This window comes from Sphingobacterium tenebrionis, from assembly GCF_037126265.1.
Lineage (GTDB): Bacteria > Bacteroidota > Bacteroidia > Sphingobacteriales > Sphingobacteriaceae > Sphingobacterium > Sphingobacterium tenebrionis.
On sequence record NZ_JAYLLN010000026.1, the window covers coordinates 1 to 24,485 of the forward strand.

Sequence of the window (24,485 nt, forward strand, 5' to 3'; positions counted from 1 at the left end):
AGTAGATTGTCTTTTGGAACAATGATATCGTACAATCCCGAATAGGAACTGAACTGAATTTTTTGTTGGGTAGAAAGCATCCTGATATCCGTTAAAGCCTACTTTAAGATAAGAAAAAAGGAGCAGAAAACTGTTGTTTTCCACTCCTTTTTTTAGCCCATTCTAAAAGGGGACTTTTTCAGTGCCCTCATACATTTTCTTAGCCTTTTTTAACTTTTATCTGATATCTTGTGGAACCGGTTTCTCCAATAAGTACTGGTAATAGAAACGAGCACGCTCTTTGAAGTCATAGTTAGATTTTGAACGATCAAACCCATGTCGACTTCCCGGGTAGATCATCAACTCAAATGGCACAGATCTACTGGTCAAGGCATCTACCAATTGGATGGTATTCTGCATATGCACATTATCGTCCATGTCCCCATGAAGGATACGCAATCTGCCTTTATATTTATTTGCAAAAGTTAAAACAGAACCATTTTTATATCCCTCTGGATTATCCTGTGGCGTATCCATCCATCTTTCGGTGTAGTGGGTATCGTAAAGTTCCCAACTGGTCACTGGAGCACCCGCTATTCCAAAATCAAAATAGTCCGCCCCTTTGGTCAGCGCCAAACAAGTCATATAACCCCCATAACTATGGCCAGTCATCAATAATTTATTTTTGGCAACATAAGGTTTTGCTTTTAACCATTTGGCAATGGTAATATAATCCACCAATTCCCAATTTCCTAAATTACGGTGCATCCAAGCTACCCCTTGTTTACCGAAATGCCCTGACGCACGGTGATCACATTCGATCTGTATGATCCCCTCTTGTGCCCAGTATTCTCCAGCCACACCTTTCCAGGTATTTCTAACCGTACCAGCGTCTGGTCCACCATAGATACTCATGATAACCGGATATTCCTTCGTCTCATCAAAATCTGTTGGGTAGGTGATGATAGCTGGAAGTTGAAATTTACCATCGTCCGATGGGATGGTAACAAACTCACGCTTAGCCACTTTATAGGTCGCGAAATCAGGAGATTTGCTATCTGCTAATTCACGGATTACTTTTCCTTTATTATCCAGCAACGCAACTTTCGTTGGGGTGTGGATATTAGAATAAGTAGTAATGAAATATTTCGATTCAGGAGCGATGCTCACGCTGTGGGTATAATCACCGAACGTTAGACGTTTCAGGTTTTTTCCATTGAAATCCACCCGATATAGATCTTGTGTTGCAGAATTTTCCTTGCGTGCCATAAAATACACCACCTTTTCTTTCTCATCAACACGGGTAAGATCGGTTACTTGCCAATCTCCAGAAGTTAATGGATTCACTAAGGTGCCATCCAATTTATATAGATAGTAATGGGCCCAACCCGTTTTATCCGATTTCAGGATATAATGTTTATTATCTTTCAGATAGGTAATCCGCTCATCATGATCTAAGTTGATCCAAGATTTCTGTTCTTCATTATAGATTTCTTTTTTCGCACCAGTTTCCGGATTTACTTCATAAAACTTCAGGTTGGTCTGGTCACGGTTCATCCACTGAACCATGATCGTGCTGCTGTTGAAGCTCCAATAAGGTTGACCAAAATATTGATCATCTTTTTCATTGAAACTTGCCCATACAACCGGTGAACCTTCCACTTTTACAAATCCGACTTTTACTTCTGGATTGGGATCTCCGGCTTTAGGATATCTAGTCTCTTCCAAATAACCATGCTGACCTTTGGATCCGTAGATCGGAAACATAGGTACTTTGGTGTCATCAAAACGCATGAAAGCAATTTTTTTGCTATCTGGAGACCACCAAAAAGCTTTGTAATTCGTAGCACGACCTAAAATCTCTTCATAATAGACCCATGAAGACCAACCGTTATATATCACATCGGTTCCATCAGAGGTGTACCGCACTTCTTTTCCAGTGGCTACATCGACGCTATATAGGTCATTGTTCCTGGTAAAAGCAACATATTTCTTATCTGGAGACAAAGTCGGATTACGCTCTGCATCTTTTGGGCTATTTGTAATCTGCTTTCCCTCTCCGCCATTCGTTTGGATATAGATATCGTTGTCCCTCAAATATACGCGGGTAAAATTCTGAGGAGTTTGAACTTCATTCCTATTGAATGTCATTTTCTCCTTTTTCCCAGTCTTCACGTTCACTTTATATTCTGCATCACTGCGCTCAATATAATGATCGGCATCTGCCCATTCATAACGGCCGATGCTTTTGGTTAAGGACTGTTCTTGGCCCCAGGCTTGGGCAGAAGTTAATTTCTTGGTTTGACCATTTGCCAGTGAAACCGCAATAAAAAATACGGCACTACTAACTGAAAACAGTTTATTCATAAATCTCTTATTATTTTTTTTCAATTGGATGTCGAAGTTAACAAAAAAAAGCCACTTTTTACAGTGGCTCCCTATACGGTATATCTTTGTTACTTAAAAAGAATAATCATCTTTTTCTACCAGACGACCATTATTCTCATACCCTAAATCTTCCGAGTTAGGCTCATATCTTTTCTCAATCACTTCCTGATTGGATTTAATGTATTCTACCACATCCTGAAGGCCTTCGGCAAACTTCTCAAAATCCTCCTTATAAAGGAAGATCTTATGCTTAATAAATTGGCCGTCTTCAAAACGTTTCTTGCTTTCCGTAATCGTTACGTAGTAGTCGTTGGAACGAGTCGCTTTTACATCAAAAAAATAAGTACGTTTACCCGCTCTCACCTTTTTTGAAAATACCTCTTCACGCTCTTTGTTATCAAAATCTCCCATTAGATTTGTTAATATTTAAGTTTAATCCTCTATTTTCAGTCATAAATATATAATAATTAAACTCAAACATCCAAATTTTTGTAAAAATTATTTATTATATTAATTAAATTATTCACTCATTCTACAGATATCATAAAATTCATGGATAGAATTTTCACCGAAGATTTCCACACATTCACCGAAAAAATGAGGCAAAAGACCTATTTGCTATGTGCTGATGCTTATATTCGCAATACTTTTGAGTAAACTAAATCAAAAGACAAATGACAATGAACAATCAAAACAGAAACGAGATCGACGGGAGGCCTCCAAAAAACAACAATACCTCAACCATAGTAGGTGCTATCATCATTTTTTTAGGCTTTGCCCTATTGATGAAGCAAATGAACTTGGGTAATATCATCCCAGGTTGGTTATTTGGATGGGAGACTATTTTAATCATCATTGGTTTGGTTATCGGTGTAAATTCCAAATTCGAGAAAAAATCATCTATTATTTTAATAGCGATCGGATCGGTATTTTTCTTAAGGAATGAATTGGGCTTACATATCGGTAGATTCATCATCCCGGCCGCAGCCATTATTTTAGGTCTGTATTTACTTAATCGTAACAAAACCAGGCCGCAATTGCCACCTACTCCTCCAAAGGATGACGAATTTGATTGGGACAAGCGGGTAGACAGTACCTTTACAGGAACCCCTTCCAGTGAATCATCCACAAAAACATCATCAGATTCTTACGCTCAAAGCCCAAACGCAGAGCGTAAGATAACTGGTTTTAAGAATTACCTGCCCGAATTTGAGAACTACCTCAAAGTGGATAATTTCTTCAGTGATACCAAAAAGATCATTTTGAGCAAAAATTTTCTAGGCGGAAACATCACCAGTATATTCGGAAGCACCAACCTGAACTTCTTACAGGCAGACCTGAACCAACCGGTAGTCATCGACACCTTCCAGTTGTTCGGAAGCACCAAGATCATTGTGCCGATGCATTGGCGCGTACATACCAACGTATCGTCCATTTTTGGTGATGTAGACGATCGTAGACCACATTTCGAGATCACGACCGACAGCAACAAGAAGATCTATATCACAGGTACCTCGATCTTTGGAAGCATTACGATAAAGAACAGCTAGGCCATGGCAAAACCCATTAGCGAACAATCCAAACGATCGATAATCCATGGTACCTCTTGGATTATTTGTGGTTTATACCTGGCCATCATGTATGGACTTTTATGGTGGTCAAAGATCGCTAGGGATGTCGCTATTTATGATGCTGGGATCAGTGCACTGACCATTACCGGTATTTCGTACCTGGTGTTCAGTTCCTTACAGTATTACATCCCGAATAACAGGAATTATTGGAAATTATTCGCACTGGCTGCCATTTTTTCCTTGATAAGTATTACAATAACTCGTTTTTTGATTGTTCAGTTTATTTCCGACGAGGAATTGATATACCTTAATTTCAGCCTACCCTTCCGTTTTGTCATCAACTTCCTGATCATCACCTGCGTGATGACCATCAATGTGTTTTGGAACATCCAAGAAGAATCGATGGGGAATAAAAAACGTAAGGAGGAGAGCGAGAAAATGGTCCGGGATGCGGAGTTATATAACCTTCGCCAACAACTACAACCCCATTTCCTGTTCAACAGTCTAAACTCCATCATTGCCCTGATCGGAAGTAAGCCGATGGAGGCCAGGAACATGACTTTTCAACTATCCGACTTTCTTAGGGGGACCATGCGGAAAGATGATGCGCAATTCACTACAGTAGAAGAAGAAATTTCCCATCTCAGCTTATACCTCGATATTGAAAAGGTGAGGTTTGGCCATCGCCTGGAAACGGAATTCCATTATGAAGAGGATGTTCTGCAAGGCAGAATCCCAGTGATGATCCTACAGCCCTTGGTAGAAAACGCCATTAAGTTTGGTTTATATAATGTTACTACGGAAGTGGTGATCAAAATTTCCCTAACTTTAGCAGAAAAAATGCTGACCATAAAAATCAGCAATCCTTTTGAAGCTGACCAACATGAACAGAAAAAAGGGACTGGCTTCGGCCTCTCCAGCATTCAAAGACGGCTATATTTACTATATGGCAGAACGGATCTCCTACAGACGAAGAAAGAAGGAAACACATTTATTTCAATTTTAAGAATCCCACAATATGATTAAGACCATCTTAATTGACGACGAACCTTTAGCACGCAGCATGGTGCTTGAATACCTACAGCAGTACCCTGAATTTCAGGTATTGGCAGAATGTAATGATGGATTTGAAGGTGTAAAAGCCATTCATCAGCACCAACCTGACCTGGTTTTTCTAGATATTCAGATGCCTAAATTAACAGGATTTGAAATGTTGGAATTATTGGACAACCAACCCCACATCATTTTTACCACCGCCTTTGATGAATATGCCTTGAAAGCTTTTGAGAAAAATGCGGTCGACTATTTATTAAAACCTATTCGCCCAGATCGTTTCCAGAAAGCTATTGATAAATTCAAAGCATCCTTTCAGACGAAAAGCAGCCCTAAAATCGACACGGAAAAACTTCAGGAGTCCATGGAAGAAGAAAGCTCTTTGGAGCGGATCGTAGTTAAGAATGGAACCCAGATTAAAATCATACCTGTTCAACAGATCCTATATCTGGAAGCTTATGATGATTATGTTAAAATCCATACCTCCGAAGGCATGTTCTTAAAGAACAAAACCATGAGTTCTTTTGAAAAACAATTGGACAACAAACAGTTCGTCAGGGTGCACCGCTCCTTCATCGTGAAAGTAGACCAATTGCAGAAAATAGAACCCATGGAAAAGGACAGTTATATCGCTACCCTTTTGAGCGGAGGAAAAGTCAATATCTCCAAATCAGGGTATGCCAGATTAAAACAGATTATCGGTTTGTAATTTGTTTTGTACTTTTGGATATGAATTCCAAAATACTGGGCATTTTTACCCTCATCTCCTTTTTAACCATCTCTTTTTCCAAAGGACAATCTTTGGAAGAAAAAAACAATAGGGCTGTTTTTAACCGGATTGAATATTTCATCAATTCCCAACAGCCCGATTCCATCTATCAATTAGCGAATAAAGATTTCCAATCGCAGATCAGTAGGTCCCAATTAACGGGCATATTGACCCAGTTATCGGTCTTGGGCAAAATAAAGAATGCCACTGTCTTCAAATACAACCGTGGAGTAGCCAGCTACAAAACGGAATTTGAACAAGAGACCATGACTATTTTGTTAGGGGTTGATTCAACCATGCATTACCATACCCTTGCCTTCCAACCTTACCAGGGCGATGCGAAAGCCGACTCGGCAGCAAGCGCTAAAAAGGATATCATCTCCAATGTTAAAGCAACGAATCCATTGGATAATTTCGTGGACTCGGTTGCTCGGAACTATGCCAAACAAGGAAATGCACAGGGTCTGGCGGTAGCCATTATCCATAAGAACAAAATCAATACGTTTTTCTATGGGGAAACCGACAAAGGAAACAATAAGCTTCCGGATGCCAACACCCTATTTGAAATCGGATCCATCAGTAAAACATTTACTGCATCCTTACTGGCGGATATGGTAAACAAAGGATTGGTCAACCTGGAGGATAGCATCGCTAAGTTTCTTCCTGATTCCATAGCCCAGAATCCGGACATTAAAAAAATCACCTTTAAATCTTTAGTGAACCACACTTCCGGCCTGCCAGCACTGGCAGATAACTGGAATAAAGGCCCGAAATTCTCTATGGATGATCCTTATGCCTTTTACGATAGGAAACAACTATTCGCCTATTTAAAAAATTACAAAGCAAAGGGAGATCCAGAGACAGAATATGCCTACAGCAATTTAGGTTTTGGACTATTGGCCGAATTGATAGCCATCATCCAGAAAAAACCGTATATGCAATTGGTCAAGGAATCCATACTTGTTCCATTGGAAATGACCAATACTTCCGATAAAATCGATCCGAAAAATAAGAATATTGCCCCTCCCCATAATAAGGAAGGAACGAAAGTTTCTTTTTGGAATTTTCAAGCAATGGCAGGTGCAGGAGCATTGAAATCGTCCTTGAACGATATGTTGCGATATACCATTGCGCAATTGACCTATCCAGAAACGGATATCCAAAAAGCGATGAACCTCACTAAACAATTCACTTTTTTTGTGCCACCAAATTCCGATATCGGTATGGCTTGGCACATGAACATGTTGGAGGGCATGACCTATTATTGGCATAATGGTGGAACAGCGGGTTCCAGTTCCTTTGTTGGCTTTGTGCCTGATGAGAAGTCGGTCGTGATCATCCTATCCAATTCGGAGATCGATGTAACCCAAACAGGCATACAGTTACTTGAAAAGGTATTGACTACTAAGTAATATACCTCAACATAAAAAAACAATAGCGGAAAGTCCATTAAAGACTTCCCGCTATTTTTTTCTCCATCTGTTAAAACGTCAGGAGCATATACGGGTTTATTTGTGTGCTTTATACCTCGGCGATGATCTCTACCTCGAGCTTGAATCCCTGCGGAAGCTCAGGCACGATTATCACCGTTCTTACAGGTTTGTGTTTACCGATAAAATCGGCAAATAAAGCATTGAATTGCTTCCAATATTGCACATCGGAGAGGTAGGTGGTCACTTTTACTACTTTTTGAAAGTTGGTCGATGAGGCCAATAGGATGTCTTCCAGATTATGGAAAACCACATTGAACTGTTCCTCAAATTCCGCATTTTCATAATCCTTTCCTTCTTTCGATATAGGCAATTGTCCAGAAACAAACAATAAATGGTTGGACACTATGGCCGTACTATAGTGTCCATTGGCTTTAGGTATCCGACTACCTTGTAATATTTTCATGTTCAACAATTATTTTCATCATTCCCCTTACAAAATAACCTCATGCTTAAAAATTAAAATAGAACGATATTAGCGTAAGGACTAAGTTTCGTCCATGGGCAACTCTTTTGGCAAGCAGCCAACGGTCTGTCTAAAGAACCGTGTAAAATGGCTCTGATCGGCAAAACCGCACAAAAAAGCCACTTCTGTAAGGGAATATTTCTTCGATCGTATCAATTCAATTGCCCGAATAATCCGCACTTTTCTTTGGTAAAGCCGTAGCGAACTTCCTACATATTTCGGGAAATATTTCGAAATGGTGACCTTATGGACACCGCATAAAGCGGCCAATTCTTCCAGACCAACTGTTTTGTTCCAGTTCTCCAAAAGATACTCTTTTGCTGTATTTACCCAATTTGGAATTTGTAATTGTTCTACCCTTTTTTTGTTACCCTCTTCTATTTTTAAGATCAGGGCTTCTATCTCTTTAAAAGTCTGTTCATCCCTATAACTCAGATCTTTATAAATATTAATCATTCTATAGCATCAATTGAATTTTACTCATAGGCATTCCTTACAGCTCTGTTCTCAGCTGTTAAGAGTAGATTGTTCTTTTCATAGGTGGGGATGATGCTATTTTTAGGTAGACTAAAATGAAAAGAATAAGGAAATTCCACAAGAATTTCCACTACTCGCCTTTGACAAGCTAAAGCTACGGAAATTTTTGTTTAATGAAATGTTAAATTTTAATATTAGGAAAATAAAAGCCCTTTTAAGTAAATTGAACTATTTACTCTTTTTGCTTTTTCAGAAATGGTAACATTTTTGCCACTTTGCTCTCCCCATCTATTTGGAATAGCAATTTGGAGGTCTTCCGATCATAGATGTAGGTGGCTGGGAAATTCTTCGGATGGAACTTCAAGATAAACTCCCCTTCCGGATCGTGGAGGAACTTGACATTGGCGTAGTTCTTCAATTCCTTAGCAAACATGTTGATATAGCCTTCAACCAAAGGTTTCTCCTGCATGGCAATGAAATAGTAATCCACTAGGCTGTCCAATTCTGGAATGGCCTTGGCGAATTCATGCCCTAATTCCTGACAATGACCACAACCTGCATCATAGAGGATGAACACCTGTTTATGGTCCTTATTTAAAGAGTCGCGCGAAAAAGTTGCTCCGAGTTCATAATCCTTAAATTTATGGAAAGGAGGAATACTATCAGGGACTTGTGCATGAAGTTTTATGGCAAAAAACAGGATTATAGCAAAAAGAAAGGATTTTTTCTGTAACATACCTCAATTTAACAAATCCTTACGGAAATACCTAATATTCATATTAAAGGCATTCCCTTGACAAAAAAACGCTATATTTGATTTTTATCAGGTTAAACATTACTATTAACGAAACGAGTGAAAAAACGTATTGCCATATTTGCTTCTGGGTCTGGGTCCAATGCCCAAAAGATCATGGAGCATTTCAAATACTCCGACTCTGCAGAAGTTGCTTTAGTGTTGAGCAACAATCCTGAAGCTTTTGTGCTTCAACGCGCAGATAATTTCGAAATCCCAACCCATGTATTTGATAAGCACGATTTCTATCAAACGGATGAAGTGGTTAACCTCTTAAAACGTTTGGAAATTGACCTGGTTGTTCTGGCTGGATTTTTATGGTTGGTACCTGAAAACCTACTGAAAGCTTTCCCGAATAAGATCATTAATATACACCCTGCCCTTTTACCGAAATTCGGTGGCAAAGGCATGTATGGTGATCGGGTGCATAAGGCTATTTTGGATGCCGGAGAAGAGGAACATGGAATCACCATTCATTTCGTGAATGAGCATTTTGATGAGGGCGAGGTTATTTATCAGGCAAAATTCCGTGTGGAACCTGGAGACACCTTGGAGATCATCAAGTTCAATGGACAGCAATTGGAACACCTGCACTACCCAAAGGTTATTGAAAACCTTTTGAAGAAATACAATTAATCAGCCTTTCGAAGGGATTATTAATTATTTTTCCTTAAATAACAAAGGCACAAATTCCAGCATATACTTCCGCCAATTGGACCAACTATGGCCTCCTTCGGATTCATGGTAGGTATATGGCATTTGTATGGAATCTAATTTCTTTCGATAATCTACCCCTACTTGGTACAGAAAGTCCCGTTTCCCCATTCCCATCCAGTACAGCTTATATCCATTTTTCTTTTGGGTCAGTAAGTGCTGATCAAAATCGGTATAAACCGGTAGATCGGCCATCTTCCCCATCTTGAAAGCCGCGGAGAACAGTCCGATATAATCAAAAGTCTTCGGATAGTTAGCAGAAATAAACAAGGTATGGGAGCCGCCTATAGAAAGCCCAGCAATGGCTCGGTTAGCGCGATCCTTTTTGGTTCGGAAATGGCCGTCGATATATTGGATAATCTCCGGAAAGGAGTTCTCCATCAAACCAGAACCAATATCTTTTCCTGGAACATTTATCGCATAGGTTTTAGGGCTATAACCTGGCGCAGCATCATTGGGCAGATGGCCATTGGGCATCACGACGATCATGGGTTTAGCCTTGCCTTCAGCAATCAGCTTATCCATAATAAAAGGCAGCCTACCAAGTTCTACCCATGCCCCCTCATCTCCCGTCATGCCATGGAGGAGATATAAAACCGGATATTTCTGTTTGCTGTTCTCATAACCAGGAGGCAGATAGATATTCATCCTTCGCGCCCCATGTTCAGTTTTCGAAGGATACCAGGTCTGAAGGAGCGTTCCATGAGGAACCTGTTGAGCCTTATAATAATCCCCAACGCCTCCACCCGGAATGATATAGCTGAATAGGCCATTTCCATCACGGATTACCCGTGGGTTTTTCAAGTCCAGAACCGATATCCCATCCACTAAAAAACTATAATGCAACAGATCGGATGGAAGACTGTCCAGTTCAACCGCCCAATTTTCTCCAGAACGATCCGCAGTCATTTTAATAAGCCTCTTTCCAAAATCATTGTCTTCGATCCAATGGGCAAAAAGGTTTACATCCTTGGCTTTAGGCGCGAAAATTTCAAAACGATACTTCCCATCAGCGGTCCTCTTTTCTGCATCGTATAGATAAACCTGTGAAGACTTAAAATCGCCAACAGCAGGCTGGGCGGCAAGCTTGCAGGTACAGGCCAGAAATAATCCCAAAAGAAGGTAATATGCTTTATTCATGTTTATACGGTTAATCCTAATCAAAAATAAAAAAAATATAGTTACCTTTGCCGCTCCAAACAATACGCAATGAATCATCCTGTAAAGATCAAAAATGCATTAGTTTCTGTATATTACAAAGACAACCTTGCACCTCTAATTCAGTTACTTAACAAATTTGGAGTAACCTTTTATTCCACAGGCGGAACTGAAGCCTTTATCCGCGACCTGAACATCCCAGTTGAACGTGTAGAAGACCTAACCGGTTACCCTTCCATCCTTGGTGGACGTGTAAAAACATTACACCCTAATGTTTTCGGTGGAATCCTCTCTCGCCGTCCATTGGCTGATGATAAAGCGCAATTGGAAACTTATAACATTCCTGAAATTGACTTAGTTATTGTTGACCTTTATCCATTTGAGGAAACAGTGGCATCAGGCGCATCTGAACAAGATATCATCGAAAAAATCGATATCGGAGGAATTTCATTGATCCGCGCAGCAGCAAAGAACTTCAACGATGTGGTGATCATCTCTTCAAAGAATGATTATACCGAGTTGGAAGAGATCTTAGCCGCTCAAGAAGGAAGCACTAGCCTAGAGCAACGTAAATCCTTCGCAAAACGTGCATTTAACACTTCTTCCCATTACGATACCGCAATCTTCAATTACTTCAATCAAGAAGAACCTTTGGAGGTATTCAAGCAGTCGGAACAAACCGCACAAGTATTGCGTTATGGCGAAAACCCTCATCAAAAAGGTGTTTTCTTCGGTAACTTGGACGGCATGTTCGATAAATTGAATGGTAAGGAACTTTCCTATAACAACTTGGTGGATGTGGATGCGGCAGTGGCCATCATTGATGAATTCACTGAACCTACCTTCGCGATCCTAAAACATACCAATGCCTGTGGCGTAGCGTCGAGACCTTCAGTTAAAGATGCTTGGTTGGCTGCATTGGCCTGTGACCCGGTATCTGCCTTTGGTGGTGTATTGATCTGCAACCGTGAAGTAGATAAGGAAACTGCAGAAGAAATCAATAACCTGTTTTTTGAGGTATTGATCGCTCCGGCTTATTCGGAAGATGCACTGGCTATTCTTACCGCAAAGAAAAATAGAATTATCCTTCGCCGTAAAGAAGTGAAACTTCCAACACAGCAATTCAAGACTTTGTTGAATGGTGTGATCATGCAGGATAAGGACAATACAGTGGAAGGTCCTGAATTAATGACCGCAGTAACCACGGTAAAACCAAATGAAGCACAATTGCAGGATCTATACTTTGCCAATAAAATTGTAAAACATACCAAATCTAATACGATTGTATTTGCTAAGGATAATACCTTGATCGCCTCTGGCGTTGGCCAAACTTCACGCGTGGATGCCCTTAAACAGGCCATCGAAAAAGCGGAATCTTTCGGTTTCGATATCAAAGGTAGCTCCATGGCATCTGATGCCTTCTTCCCTTTCCCAGACTGTGTGGAAATTGCTGGAAATGCTGGTGTTGCCGCGGTATTGCAACCAGGTGGCTCGATCAAAGACCAACTGTCCATCGATATGGCCAATGAAAAAGGCGTGGCTATGGTGACTACAGGGGTTAGGCATTTCAAACACTAATCGTAGTAGTAAGTTTTAGTATTTAGTAGATAGTATTTAGTAGTTAGACACTGCTCAAAGAATTTATGAAGCCGATTCAGAACAGAGATGTTTTGAATCGGCTTTTTTTTTAACCAATATTGTCTGTTTTTTGCAGGTGGCTTCTAACCTGTGTATTCAAAATATGTTTGAATTTGGGGTAAAAACGTGGTTTAAGCAGGGTTAAAGGAGGGTTAAAGTATAGGAAAAGTATGGAAAGCATACATTTTACATACTTTAGGTATACTTTCAGTATGGTTTCAGAGCGGACCGAATTGGAACAATTTGCGTGTTTAGATGTTAGATGGTAGATGATAGATGTTAGATGATAGATGTTAGATTAAAGATATTAGAAATTTGGATGTTATGAGGAACATATTTTTAAGATTAGTTATGGGCATGGTGGCTTTAGGGATCGTGTCTTTGGGATTGGTGGGATGTCAAGGAGGAGGTAAGATGGGTTCTGATGATTCTGTTGGTTCGGGAGATACTGTTGGATTAGGTGAACGAAGTGGGTTGGATTCGGTGTTGGGACAGGATGGGTTTTCTGATGGTGGGAATGTGGATAGTTTAAAGGTGGTGAGAGCGAATTATGATCGGATTCAGGGTATTCGGGATTGGGATCGGATTGATTCTGCTGAAATTTTTGAGTCTACGGAAGGTGGTATGGTTTATTATTATTTCAAAAATAAGGTGTTGGAGAAGTTGGATGTCTCTTATTATGGGGAGTCTGGATATACCTTGGCGAAGTATTATTTATTGGATAATAAGGTTTCCTTTGTTTTTGAGGAAAGGTATAATTATAACAGTCATATGTATGCGCCGGAATTTGATATGGATAAGACGAAGAAGTTTGGGGAGGATCGGTTTTATTATTATGATGGGAAATTTTTCAAATTTATAGGGACGAAAGAACAGGAAGAAGATGTGGCAGGAACAAGGGATAGGGCGCAGGTGAACCTGGATATGTTTCAAAAGTTTATGAAGATAAAGGCGAATAATTATAAAGCGGAGAGGGATTAGTGAATGGGGATTAGTGAATGGAGGTTGTGGATTGGAATTAGGGAGAATAAGTAGATGGCTATAAAATGTTCGTTTAGGCCTATAGTGGATTTGAATTCGAGGTATCTGATTCTTGGTTCGTTGCCAGGGGATCTTTCGCTGGAGAAACAGGAATATTATGGGCATCCGCAGAATAGGTTTTGGAGATTATTGGGGATGATATTTCAGGAGGATAGCATGTTGGATTATGCCGATAAAAAGCGATTTCTTCTTAAGCATCATATCGCGGTATGGGATGTTTGCGGGACGGCATTTCGGGTGGGGAGTATGGATACGGCGATTCAGGAGGTAGTACCTAATGATATACTGGATTTGCTAAAGCAAAATCCGGGGATTGAACATGTACTTTTTAATGGAAAAAAAGCGATGCATCTGTACGATCGATTTTTTGAACGCATAGATGGCATTCAGTATCATGAATTGCCGAGTACGAGCCCTGCAAATGCCAGCTATAACCTGGAAAAATTATACGAAAAATGGGTAATGGTTTTCATTTGATGCGGAAAATTGTTTAGGTGTTAAAAAAAATACGGGAAACCTTTTTCATAATAAGATATAATGACGTAACTTCAAGAAACCATTATTAGCACGTCCAATTATTATGAGATTTAAGGAATTAGAAGATGCCCTTGAGCAGCTTGTTCTGCAGATCAAATCGGCAAATCTTTCCAATACTTCCAGTGTTCGAACGGAGGAGTTTATGGACCTGATCAATAGCTCCCCCTATCTGATTACCATTCATGATGTGGAATTCTACCGGCCTATCGGTATCAATGATGCCATGCGGCTGTTCTATGGATTTCAAAAAAATTGGTTGACCGGAATGGATTACCTTTATTACCTGCAGACCATACATACCAGCACTTACCACAGTTTATTAAATTCCCTGACTTTCTTCCGTAAGGATAAACCCTCCTACCTTAACCTGGATTACAAGCTCCTGCATCATAGCAAGGAATTTAGGCTGGTGATCGGGACTTCCAAAACCATCATCAGAACGGAGAATGGAAAACCTAAATATGCTATCACCGTAGCAAAAGAAAGTTCGGAAAAGGGCAGCACCAGCAAATTAGACCTGATCAATCAGCTGACGAGCAGGGAAAAAGAGATTGCTCAACTCCTGATCGATGGCGTAAGTAAAAAAGAAATTGCAGGTCGATTGTTTATTTCCACCTCCACCGTGCAGACGCATAGCAAAACGATCTATAAAAAACTTAAAATCAATAAAATAAGTGAATTGATCAGTTTGGGAGATACCTTTTCCTTCCAATTGATGAATAACAATCAGGAGGAATCCGATTTACATAAATTTGACCCTTTTGATTTCCGCTAAGGCAGGATAGAAAAACATTCGGTTTAATCGCTTGGTTTGTTTATTTTTGCATCAAGATGTCAGATTTAAAATACAATCAACGAGGTGTATCCGCAGGGAAAGAGGATGTACACAATGCAATTAAAAATATTGACAAAGGTTTATATCCACAGGCCTTCTGTAAAATCATCCCGGATATATTGGGTGCTGATGAAGCTTGGTGCAACATCATGCATGCGGATGGCGCTGGAACAAAATCTTCCTTAGCGTATGTTTACTGGAAGGAAACCGGTGATCTTTCGGTTTGGAAAGGTATTGCGCAGGATGCCATCATCATGAACTTGGATGACCTGCTTTGCGTTGGAGCCATCGACAACATCTTATTATCTTCTACCATAGGTAGAAACAAAAACCTGATTCCAGGAGAGGTGATCGCAGAGATCATCAACGGAACAGAAGAAATCTTGGCCGAATTGCGTGAAATGGGAATTGGTATCTATTCCACCGGTGGTGAAACCGCTGATGTGGGCGATATCGTTCGTACGATCATTGTAGATAGTACCGTGACCTGTAGGATGAAACGGGAGGACGTAATCTCCAATCACCGCATCAAAGCTGGAAATGTGATCGTGGGTCTTGCATCAAATGGCAAGGCATCCTACGAAAAAGAATACAATGGTGGAATGGGATCCAACGGATTGACATCTGCCCGTCACGATGTATTCAGTAAATATATTGCAGAAAAATACCCGGAAAGTTTTGATCCGGCAGTACCATACGATCTGGTATTTGCTGGTGGAAAAGCCTTAACAGATAAAATTAAAGTAGAAACAGGTGAAGAGGTGACCGCTGGAAAATTGGTTTTATCGGCTACCCGGACCTACGCCCCTGTTATCAAACAGATTTTGGACAAATACCGTTCGCAGATTGATGGGATGGTACATTGTTCGGGAGGTGCGCAGACGAAAGTGTTGCACTTCGTGGACAAGGTACATGTCATCAAGGATAATCTATTTCCGATCCCTCCCCTTTTCGAATTGATTCAAAAAGAATCCAATACCGACTGGAAGGAGATGTACAAAGTATTCAATATGGGTCACCGTATGGAACTTTATGTACCGGAAGCAATTGCTGCTGATATCATCCAGATTTCTGAATCCTTTGGTATTCCGGCACAGATCATCGGTCGTGTGGAAGAATCAACGCAAAAACAAGTGACGATTCGCTCCCCATACGGAGAATTTATTTACGAGTAAAATCTTTGTGCGTGAAGGGCAAGAAGATCATCGGAAGAACAGAAATCATTGATTTACCCGAGTTGGGCCTTTACAATATCGAGGCGAAAACGGATACGGGAGCAGAAACCTCTGTCCTTCATTGTGAACAGATGGAGGTGGTAAAACGAAAAGGTCACTTGTATATCATCGGGCATATCCGCCCGAACTTGGAAAGTGATCAGGTTTTGAAACTTACATTCCCTGTGCACCGCGAGAGAACCGTAAAGAGTTCTTTTGGGCAATCAGAGATCCGCTATATCTTCTTGACCAAGGTTCGCATGTTTAACGAGCTATACGACATTAAATTGTCTTTTCGCGACCGTTCAGCCATGTCCTACCCCATGTTATTAGGTCGAAACTTTATTACAGGAAAATTTCTTGTGGATGTATCTAAGAAAAATTTGGCATCCAATATGATATAATCATTATAAGTTTTATACAAAAAGCAACAGTGAAAATAGCCGTTTTATCGACTAATAAGTCGTTATATTCTACACGACGCCTCGTAGAGGCTGCGATCAGCAGAGGACATGAGTGCGAAGTCATAGACCATAGCAAATGTTACGTAGGGATTCGCCAAGGCGAACCTACCATGCACTATAAAGGCCAGGACATGCCTGCCATAGATGCCATTATTCCACGTATCGGTAATTCGGTAACCTTCTACGGTTCAGCGATTGTCCGCCAGTTCGAAGTAATGGATGTAATTTCCGCTAACCAGAGCCAGGCCATTACCAGGTCCAGGGATAAACTGCGCTGTATGCAGATCCTTTCCGGTGCTGGATTGGGACTTCCGATTACCGGATTTGCAAGGACTGCAGCCAATGTAGACGATTTGATCAACATGGTTGGTGGTGCACCGCTCGTGATCAAATTGTTGGAAGGAACCCAAGGGATCGGTGTGGTATTGGCAGAGACCAAGAAAGCCGCATCTTCGGTGATCGAAGCGTTCTATGGTTTAGGAAACAACATCCTGATCCAGGAATACATTAAGGAGGCAAAAGGCTCTGACATCCGTGCATTTGTGGTGGATGGTAAAGTGGTTGGCGCTATGAAACGTACTGCTAAAGAAGGAGAATTCCGTTCGAACCTGCATCGAGGAGGTACCGCCGAAGTGGTAAAATTAACCTTAAAGGAAAGACAGACTGCCATTGCCGCAGCAAAAGCCATGGGATTAACCGTTGCCGGGGTGGATATGTTGCCATCAGCACGTGGTCCGTTGATCTTGGAGGTAAACTCCTCCCCTGGTTTGGAAGGTATTGAAAATGCTACCGGAAAGGATATCGCTGCGGAGATCATCAAATATCTGGAAAGGCAATACGAAGCCAAACAATTAGCAAAACCGACTACGGTAAAAAGAAAAATAAAAAAAGAGAGCAAGCTTTAAAACTTGCTCTCTTTTTTTAGATAAGGTACAACAAATGTACCTCTTGATCTATTGGAAAAATAGATGTATGCCACGATAAGCAAGGTCCCAATCATGTCTCCAATGAATTTAGGAATATAGGTTGGAGCACCAAGTTTGAATTTATACAAAAAGAAAAGGTGAATAATGATAAACACCAACATGGAAATTCTAAAAATTATAAATGTCTGTGGAAATATATCCCGTCTCTGGAAAAAGATAATAACAAGATAGACAGTGAAGGTAAGGGCTATTGCTGAAAAAGTTAATGAAAAACCTTGAAATAACCATAAAGGTAATTGATCAGCCTTTGGTTGAAATTCGATTGCTGCCCAGGATTTTTCCATAAGAACGGAATCGTGCGAAAAAAGATTAGATAGGGAGAGTAACGGAGCAAGGATGACCCCGATCAGAACAACGATCATCCACCCCCCAATACCCGTATAGATCGGCAATGAAGGATCGTTGTTCCGAAGGAAAGGTTTCGATTTATTGTATTTTATGTAGATAAAACTTATCGTTAGCAGAATGATCAGGAAAAAATATGCAAACGCCCAAAAATTAACATTTATACCTTCCAAAACAGTATTCACATAAAGACTTCCATCGTCGTTTAAATAGAAGCTATACCAAAGCGGTGTATTGCTTTTTTCATAATCCTTTGCGTAGATCAATGCTTCTTCTGCTGGAAGAAAGCTATCATAGAATTCCATTATATTGGTAGAAACTAAGGTATCTTCTTGGGTATACACCTCATGATCCAACTGATAATAATCGCTGGATCCATTTATTTTTTCCTGAAAATAACTTAATGGTTTATTATCCTTGTTGATGATCTTCACCGTATGGGAAATTTTAATCGGAAAAGGGACAGCGATTGGAGCCTTCACCTTATTTTCTACCTGGGGCAAACGATCATAAATTGTCTTGGCATAGGCAGGCACCATTTTCCGTTGACTACCTTCTTCCTGGATAAAGAAATCATCGATCTCGTAACTTTCCATCACAATGATCTCATTTTTCTTCCTATCATCCTGGATGGCTAAAGGCTTAATCCGTTTTACATCCTGATATAATTCCTCATAATAGTTTTCATAATCCTTCTGTAATTGATTTTTAGAAGATTGTTTGAGGTTAGCCCGCATCTCATCCGCCTGACTACCTTTATAGATTGTCTTTACATCCAGACGAACCTTATCACCCGATATCATATGGATGATATCCTCCACTATCATCTCTTGGCCGTTTGGTTTTGGAACTTCCATTAATTTGTTCCCCTTATTAAGCACTAACACTTCGCCATAATAAGGAAAGAAGCGATCTAAAGGCAAAGATCCTTGATGGCTAATGGTGGGGTCCAAGAATTTATTATGCCCCTCCATATCCACGCGAATGACCATATGGTTGAAAGCGTATGGACTAGGTAAGCGCTTGTTCAATTCTTTATCCTGGTAGGTATTCGCTAAAACAAGGGAAGACTTGATGTTTTTATATTTCAACATGGCCGCCAGCAACAGGGATTTATCCTTACAATCGCCATACCGCTGATTAAATACTTTTTCTGGAGCATGGGCAAGGTGGGAATGCTCCCCCATTTCGATACCCATATACCTGACTTCATCCTGCACAAAATTTAAACAGTACTCCAAAAAGGTTTCTTTATTCCCTTTGGCTTTCGCCCATTGTTCATCCACAAATTTAGCAATGGGTGATCCTGCTTTGATTGCTGGAATCGGATTGACCTTCGTGGCCCAATCCGATACTTCTTGCCAAGTGGAAAATTCGGAGACTTCCAATTTACCCGATTGGCTAAACCAACTTGGTGTCGTTGGGATATATTCATCGGAAACACTCGGGTGAAAATCCCAATAGATATAGGTGAGACCGCCCTGCTTTTTAGTTTTCTCTACCGGAACATCATTCAACCGGCGGATATTAAGTTTTCGGGAATCAGGCACAATATACACCACCTGTGCCTTACCCATCGGCTCCCCGGAGGTAAAATAATATTCGCCAGAATATTTACCGCCAAAGACGGGGTTAAATCCGACCAAGGAATAAGCGATTTGGATCTTATCCCCCTTTCTTAAATCATCGAGAATAAGATGGGCTGTATAGGTACCGTTGTAAAGAAATCGACTTAAATCGGTCTCGGTAGCCAGGACCCGAAACCGGGAAATATCCAAACGGTCTAATACCTGGTTACCCCTCAAGATCTGAACTTCATGAAAAACCAACCGTTGGTAGGTTGGATCAAAATTTACATTCACTTGTCCGGCATATTCAATCCCCGAATCATCGGTGATTACTTTTACTTCCTTATAATAGGAAGTTTGTTGTCCTAGGTGGACCTGATCTATCGTCGATTCATAATAATAACCCAAACTGATATCGTCGAGATCTACAACTTGGGGTTTAATGCTAGAGGGCAATAACCAATTTGGGGTATTAGCCTTTTGGATTTTCGGAGTCTGTGCAAATGCAGTAACATAGCTGCACAGCCAAGCTGCGCAGATTGCGATAATAATTGGTAGTCTCATCTGTAATAATCAGTATACGAATATACTGATTAATTTATCTTAAATCGTAGGAAATAAAATTACCGGATGGCTTGGCTCACCTCGATCGGAAGATCGGACTCCAGGACGGTGGCTCCATCCGCAAAAACGGCTCTATATTTCGCTGCTCTTTCCGCTTTGCTTTCCAATTTGTCGTAAGTTGGCGCCGTGGAAATCATGCATAGCACGCCTTTTTCTTTAAAGAAGTCGTACATCGCTTGGTTGGATTCCTTGATTTCAGGACCAATGTATACAATCATGCGGTCGTAGGGCAATCCCGAAGCCTTAAATGTGTCCAGGTCCTTAGCGGTTTTGATGTGCATGGATAAATATTGTTGAGGATTTTTGTCCAAGTAAAACTTCGCCTGCTCCACGTTATGAACCGTCACCCAGACCCATGCATACGCATTGTGCTTGCGGATAATTTCAGCAGTCATCTCCATGGGAAGATCCTTTTTATCCAAATTGAGTATGGTTTTGCCCTTTGCCCAAAGGATCATTTCTTCCAAGGTATTGATTTTATGTTTTGTCTTGTTTCCCTGTTTATCCTTTAACCTTAATCTCTTCAGTTCTTTATAAGTATAATCGGCGACTTTCCCGGTTCCCGTCGTTGTTCTATCCAGTGTAGCATCATGAACCATCACCGGAATTCCATCCTTGCTCAAGCGTGGATCCACCTCAAAAATAGCCGGGGTATGCTTCAAAACGGCCGCCATAGCGGGAATGGAATTTTCGGGCAATCCCTGCTCCATGGTGCCTCGATGGCCTGAGATGATCTTTTTCCCAGGTACATATCGGAAATAAGCATACATATCCTGAACGGTAGGAAAATTAAGATAATTGGATTTCTGTTGGGCCTGCACAAAAAATGGCATCATCAACAAGAAAAGCATGGCAAGGGAAACGTATTTTTTCATGGATAATAAGATTGTTTCGAAATTAGGCATTCAATTTTAATAAATTAAAGCCAGAATGTTTATCTAATGTTATCAAAGTCAATGCAGAGTTTTCCTGTACGATCTTTCTATAGTTCCTTAATGGCATTTCCAATTGGCTCGCCATGAATAAACGATTGACACCGTTATGCCCTACAACCAAGATGGTTTGTCCATCGTATTTATCCATAAGCTCCTGGTAAAAACCGTTCAGACGCTCCAACACCTGACTTGCATTTTCACCTGTATTCCCTGCTCGGAAAGCCGCAGGATCGGATAACCAATTATTCCATGAATCCGGATCTTCCGTTCTAAACTCTTCTGAACTTTTTCCCTCCCACTGTCCAAAATCCACCTCGATCAGTCGATCATCAGTCTGGACCAAATCCTTATTTCCGGCTGCGATTTCTGCCGTTGTTCTTGCCCTGATCAAGGGTGAAGAGAAAACCTGATCAAAGGAATAATCCTTCAATAATGCTTTCATTCTATTGGCCTGTGCCATTCCCTTTTCGGTTAAAGGGATATCTGTTCTACCACAGTATTTATTTCCATCTGCATTATAGGCTGTTTCACCATGTCGCAATAAACAGATTGTTATCATGAAATATAATTTAGATCTTTTAGTTTTTGTTTAAAGGCGTTGTATTGTTTCTCATATTCCTGATGGAGTATCGGATCGGGCGTGACTTTCTTTTCTATGGAAGCCATTTCGGCTGCGGCTTCCTGCAAGGACTGGTAATAGGTATAGGATGCAGCCATAATAGCGGCTCCAAAAGCACCACTTGCCTCCTTACATTTATAAGTTGGTACATTCATGACCGAGGCCCTTATTTTTAGCCATAGATCGGAATTTGCTCCTCCACCGGCCGAATAAATGGCCGCTATTTTCTCGCCAGATAATTCTTCGATGATCTCATAGGCCAAACGCTCTATAAAGGCTACCCCTTCCAGATTCGCAGCAAATAAGGTTGTCCGATCTGTAGTTTGAGGTTCGAAGCCTTTAGCCTGCGGAGCCATAATGGGATAGCGTTCGCCAATCTGTTTCAAGGGCCAGGCTAATTCGCCTGTAGGGATAAGCTTCTCTGCCGCTGCGGTGAGCTTTTGAAGATCCTCCTGGAAATCCAAGGAAATCCAATCTGCTCCGGTATTGCTGGCTCCCCCTGGCATCCAATAACCTTCGGGATGGCGATGGCTGTATAGTCTTCCCAATGGGTCGACTACCTTGTTTTTCGTCACACCTTTGATGACCAAGGTGGTTCCGATGGTGGTGTTCCAATCGCCAGGTTTCACAGCTCCAGAAGCCATCTGCGTAGCACAGCCATCGGTCATGCCGACCACCACATCGATGGGGGGAATCCCCCAAGTTGAAGCCAGCTCGGCATCCAATTTTCCTACAACGGTACCTGATGGAACCACCTGTTGTAACCAGGCTTTTTTAATACCTATTTCTTCTGAGATATAGGCTGGCCAGGTTAATTTATCGAGATCATAACCTGATTTTAATACATTGGTATAATCTGTAGTATGGTAATTTCCGGATAATTTACCGACCATAAAATCAGAGGCATGTATCCAAGTAGCCAATTGCTGTGCTTTGTCGGGATAGGTTTCTATGAACCACAACATCTTACTAATGCCGCTGGATGCATTAAAACCTGTATAACCATCCTTAACATGACGCAAGGCTATTTCGCGACAGCGTTTCCCCTGCTCTTCCGATCGAGGGTCACTGTACATGATCGCTTCGTGGATAGGTTGGTTATTTTTATCTAAAGGGATAACGGTTCCAGAAGTAGAAGTAACAGAAATTGCCCTGATATGCTCTTTCTGGATTGTAGCAGGTAACTGATGGAAAAGGTTTTCCAACATTTCCTCCACGTCCTTCCACCAGATTGCTGGAGATTGCTCTTCCCTAAAACGATCATCGAGGGCAAACTTCCTGGAATCCGATGCTAGGAGGTTCCCCTTTTGATCGACCAGGACAACTCTCGCCCCCTGGGTTCCCACATCAACACCTATGAAATAGTTATCCATTAATGTGCTACTTGTTTAAAGGTTTTTCTAGCGTTCTTCCATTCCTGGTATAACTTTTCAAACTCCTCGTGGTCTTTCGGAAAGACCTCTTCCAATAGTTCTGGGGTTTTATTTGCGACACCTAGGGCATCATTACACACAAATACTCCACCCAAGACCGAAGCTTGGCGGAAGGTATCGCGGATTTTGATGCTTTTCCCGAACAGGTTGGCAATGAACTGTCGCAATTTGCGGCTTTCCACTCCACCGCCACATGCCCAGATATAGGATTCGGTATGCGGCGAGACCGCATCCAAAAATTTATAGTTCTCATAAATACTGCAGGCAATATCCCAAAGGATCGCAAAGACAAAACTTCCACGGGTCAATTGATGGGATACCGGCGCATTGAATATGAAGCCCCCTTTGGTCAGCGGCTCATCCTCATCGGCAATAAGCGAACCTAAAGAAGCCACACATTGCGAATAGGTAGCATCTTCTAATTCCTTTTCGATTACCTCATAGCCCTCGTTTGGATAGAAAATCTCTTTGAGTCGTTGGTAGTTTAATCCTGTAACCCCTGCGTTGGCTTCCAGGATAAAGTTGTTTTCATCGATATGCCGGCTTGTCCAAGTACGTTGATCCTCATCCTTTTCATATTGTCCGACAATCTTGATGATCGGTGTGGTCGTACCGGAAACAATGACCACATCGTTTGCCGATGGTTCCATGCTTCGGATAGCCAATTGGGTATCTCCACCACCTACAACAATCTTCGCCTCCGGATTAATGCCTAGTTCATTGGCTATTTCCGGTTTTATACTCCCTAATATATCAGTTGCTTGATATAAAGGCGGAAAAATAGAAGTAGGGATATTAAACAGTTCAGCTAATGGTGCAGACCATTGTTTATGCTCCACATCATACAACAGGGTTTCCGATGCCTGGGAATGCTCGTAACAAGGAACTCCTGAAAATTGATATTGGATCCAATCGCTGATGCTCATGAACTTTTCGATCTGTGCATACATCTCGGGATACACCTCTCGCACACCCACCAGTTTAAAAGCGGAGAAGAGCGAGGTTGGGTATCTTCCGGAAAGGTTATAGACCAGGTCTTTTTCCAACAGGTCTTTTTCCCATTTCCTTCCGCGGTGGTCAATATTTGGCATGCCCAAAAGGGATTTACCCGATGGATCGATGATCACGATGCCTTCGCGTTGGCTGGTGGCGGTAATGGCTTTTATAGTCACTTCTGGAGCCTCTGCTAAGGCTTCCTTGGCCAATTTTAGAATTTGGCCCCAAAGTTCCTCTGGATTGAAATAGATGGACTCTTCATAGTTCGCATCTGTTTCGTAATGTACATTTTCGCGTTTGATGCTCCATAATTCGCCGTCTGTTCCTGCAACAGCAACCCTAGCATTTCCTGTACCGATATCAACAATTAAATAACCTTCTTTATTTGCCAT

At 41.2% G+C, this 24,485-nt stretch carries 23 protein-coding genes; 12 read left to right on the forward strand and 11 right to left on the reverse strand.

All coding sequences use genetic code 11. From position 1 onward, the window contains the following. Positions 1 to 216: 216 nt before the first annotated feature. Both VJ786_RS10905 and VJ786_RS10910 read right to left on the reverse strand, forming a co-directional pair. Entirely contained in the window at positions 217 to 2,346 is a 2,130-nt protein-coding gene (locus VJ786_RS10905) for a S9 family peptidase (protein WP_336557706.1), read from the reverse strand. A gap of 93 nt (positions 2,347 to 2,439) precedes the next feature. Continuing rightward, complete coding sequence (locus VJ786_RS10910) at positions 2,440 to 2,778, reverse strand: DUF3276 family protein (RefSeq protein WP_099365805.1); 339 nt, start codon at positions 2,776 to 2,778, stop codon at positions 2,440 to 2,442. A gap of 269 nt (positions 2,779 to 3,047) precedes the next feature. Between VJ786_RS10910 and VJ786_RS10915 the strand changes: the two genes are divergently transcribed. From VJ786_RS10915 to VJ786_RS10930, 4 genes are read left to right on the forward strand one after another with little or no spacing between them, the layout of a single operon-like run. Continuing rightward, positions 3,048 to 3,917, forward strand: a complete 870-nt coding sequence (locus VJ786_RS10915; protein ID WP_099365804.1) for a LiaF transmembrane domain-containing protein — start codon at positions 3,048 to 3,050, stop codon at positions 3,915 to 3,917. 3 nt (positions 3,918 to 3,920) lie between these two features. Next, positions 3,921 to 4,964: a sensor histidine kinase gene (locus VJ786_RS10920; protein ID WP_099365803.1), complete on the forward strand. Its 1,044-nt coding sequence runs from the start codon at positions 3,921 to 3,923 to the stop codon at positions 4,962 to 4,964. Then, positions 4,957 to 5,700: a LytR/AlgR family response regulator transcription factor gene (locus VJ786_RS10925; protein ID WP_099365802.1), complete on the forward strand. Its 744-nt coding sequence runs from the start codon at positions 4,957 to 4,959 to the stop codon at positions 5,698 to 5,700. The genes VJ786_RS10920 and VJ786_RS10925 overlap by 8 nt, the downstream gene beginning before the upstream one ends. A 20-nt stretch (positions 5,701 to 5,720) precedes the next feature. Further along, the gene (locus VJ786_RS10930) at positions 5,721 to 7,172 is read left to right on the forward strand and encodes a serine hydrolase domain-containing protein (RefSeq protein WP_099365801.1); all 1,452 of its coding nucleotides are present in this window, start codon (positions 5,721 to 5,723) and stop codon (positions 7,170 to 7,172) included. Between the two features lie 109 nt (positions 7,173 to 7,281). On the opposite strand, the gene VJ786_RS10935 is transcribed toward VJ786_RS10930, so the two are convergent. The 3 genes from VJ786_RS10935 to VJ786_RS10945 form a co-directional block, all read right to left on the reverse strand. Next, positions 7,282 to 7,656, reverse strand: a complete 375-nt coding sequence (locus tag VJ786_RS10935; RefSeq protein ID WP_099365800.1) for a RidA family protein — start codon at positions 7,654 to 7,656, stop codon at positions 7,282 to 7,284. Between the two features lie 81 nt (positions 7,657 to 7,737). Beyond that, positions 7,738 to 8,172, reverse strand: a complete 435-nt coding sequence (locus VJ786_RS10940; protein ID WP_099365799.1) for a helix-turn-helix domain-containing protein — start codon at positions 8,170 to 8,172, stop codon at positions 7,738 to 7,740. A gap of 253 nt (positions 8,173 to 8,425) precedes the next feature. Then, positions 8,426 to 8,929 (reverse strand): TlpA family protein disulfide reductase, encoded by a 504-nt coding sequence (locus tag VJ786_RS10945; RefSeq protein ID WP_099365798.1) that lies wholly within the window; start codon positions 8,927 to 8,929, stop codon positions 8,426 to 8,428. A gap of 117 nt (positions 8,930 to 9,046) precedes the next feature. On the opposite strand from VJ786_RS10945, the gene purN reads away from it, so the two are divergent. Continuing rightward, the gene (gene purN, locus VJ786_RS10950) at positions 9,047 to 9,622 is read left to right on the forward strand and encodes a phosphoribosylglycinamide formyltransferase (protein ID WP_099365797.1); all 576 of its coding nucleotides are present in this window, start codon (positions 9,047 to 9,049) and stop codon (positions 9,620 to 9,622) included. Between the two features lie 24 nt (positions 9,623 to 9,646). On the opposite strand, the gene VJ786_RS10955 is transcribed toward purN, so the two are convergent. Further along, positions 9,647 to 10,840 carry an alpha/beta hydrolase-fold protein gene (locus VJ786_RS10955; RefSeq protein WP_099365811.1) on the reverse strand — a complete coding sequence of 398 codons (1,194 nt, stop codon included), beginning with the start codon at positions 10,838 to 10,840 and terminating at the stop codon, positions 9,647 to 9,649. A 69-nt stretch (positions 10,841 to 10,909) separates the two neighbouring features. Between VJ786_RS10955 and purH the strand changes: the two genes are divergently transcribed. From purH to rimK, 7 genes are all read left to right on the forward strand, one after another. Next, positions 10,910 to 12,436 (forward strand): bifunctional phosphoribosylaminoimidazolecarboxamide formyltransferase/IMP cyclohydrolase, encoded by a 1,527-nt coding sequence (gene purH, locus VJ786_RS10960; protein WP_099365796.1) that lies wholly within the window; start codon positions 10,910 to 10,912, stop codon positions 12,434 to 12,436. A 384-nt stretch (positions 12,437 to 12,820) separates the two neighbouring features. Next, positions 12,821 to 13,477, forward strand: coding sequence for a hypothetical protein (locus VJ786_RS10965; RefSeq protein WP_144038102.1), 657 nt, complete (start codon positions 12,821 to 12,823; stop codon positions 13,475 to 13,477). 54 nt (positions 13,478 to 13,531) lie between these two features. After that, positions 13,532 to 14,014: a DNA-deoxyinosine glycosylase gene (locus VJ786_RS10970; protein WP_099365794.1), complete on the forward strand. Its 483-nt coding sequence runs from the start codon at positions 13,532 to 13,534 to the stop codon at positions 14,012 to 14,014. A 103-nt stretch (positions 14,015 to 14,117) separates the two neighbouring features. Continuing rightward, positions 14,118 to 14,849: a helix-turn-helix transcriptional regulator gene (locus tag VJ786_RS10975; protein WP_099365793.1), complete on the forward strand. Its 732-nt coding sequence runs from the start codon at positions 14,118 to 14,120 to the stop codon at positions 14,847 to 14,849. A gap of 56 nt (positions 14,850 to 14,905) precedes the next feature. Further along, positions 14,906 to 16,084, forward strand: a complete 1,179-nt coding sequence (locus VJ786_RS10980) for an AIR synthase related protein (RefSeq protein WP_099365792.1) — start codon at positions 14,906 to 14,908, stop codon at positions 16,082 to 16,084. 11 nt (positions 16,085 to 16,095) lie between these two features. After that, entirely contained in the window at positions 16,096 to 16,527 is a 432-nt protein-coding gene (locus tag VJ786_RS10985; RefSeq protein WP_099365791.1) for an ATP-dependent zinc protease family protein, read from the forward strand. Positions 16,528 to 16,556: 29 nt separating this feature from the next. Further along, positions 16,557 to 17,492, forward strand: a complete 936-nt coding sequence (gene rimK / locus VJ786_RS10990; RefSeq protein ID WP_099365790.1) for a 30S ribosomal protein S6--L-glutamate ligase — start codon at positions 16,557 to 16,559, stop codon at positions 17,490 to 17,492. Here rimK and VJ786_RS10995 read toward each other — a convergent pair. Genes VJ786_RS10995 through VJ786_RS11015 form a run of 5 tightly spaced genes read right to left on the reverse strand, consistent with a single transcriptional unit; the run spans position 17,489 to position 24,485 of the window. After that, positions 17,489 to 20,050: a DUF3857 domain-containing protein gene (locus tag VJ786_RS10995; protein ID WP_099365789.1), complete on the reverse strand. Its 2,562-nt coding sequence runs from the start codon at positions 20,048 to 20,050 to the stop codon at positions 17,489 to 17,491. The genes rimK and VJ786_RS10995 overlap by 4 nt on opposite strands. 59 nt (positions 20,051 to 20,109) lie before the next feature. After that, positions 20,110 to 20,985 (reverse strand): glycerophosphodiester phosphodiesterase family protein, encoded by an 876-nt coding sequence (locus tag VJ786_RS11000; RefSeq protein ID WP_099365810.1) that lies wholly within the window; start codon positions 20,983 to 20,985, stop codon positions 20,110 to 20,112. A gap of 22 nt (positions 20,986 to 21,007) precedes the next feature. Next, complete coding sequence (locus VJ786_RS11005; RefSeq protein ID WP_099365788.1) at positions 21,008 to 21,604, reverse strand: histidine phosphatase family protein; 597 nt, start codon at positions 21,602 to 21,604, stop codon at positions 21,008 to 21,010. Next, on the reverse strand, positions 21,601 to 23,037 hold the full coding sequence (locus VJ786_RS11010; protein WP_099365787.1) for an FGGY-family carbohydrate kinase: 1,437 nt from the start codon (positions 23,035 to 23,037) through the stop codon (positions 21,601 to 21,603). Before VJ786_RS11010 ends, VJ786_RS11005 begins: the two co-directional genes overlap by 4 nt. Continuing rightward, positions 23,037 to 24,485 carry an FGGY-family carbohydrate kinase gene (locus tag VJ786_RS11015; RefSeq protein ID WP_099365786.1) on the reverse strand — a complete coding sequence of 483 codons (1,449 nt, stop codon included), beginning with the start codon at positions 24,483 to 24,485 and terminating at the stop codon, positions 23,037 to 23,039. Before VJ786_RS11015 ends, VJ786_RS11010 begins: the two co-directional genes overlap by 1 nt.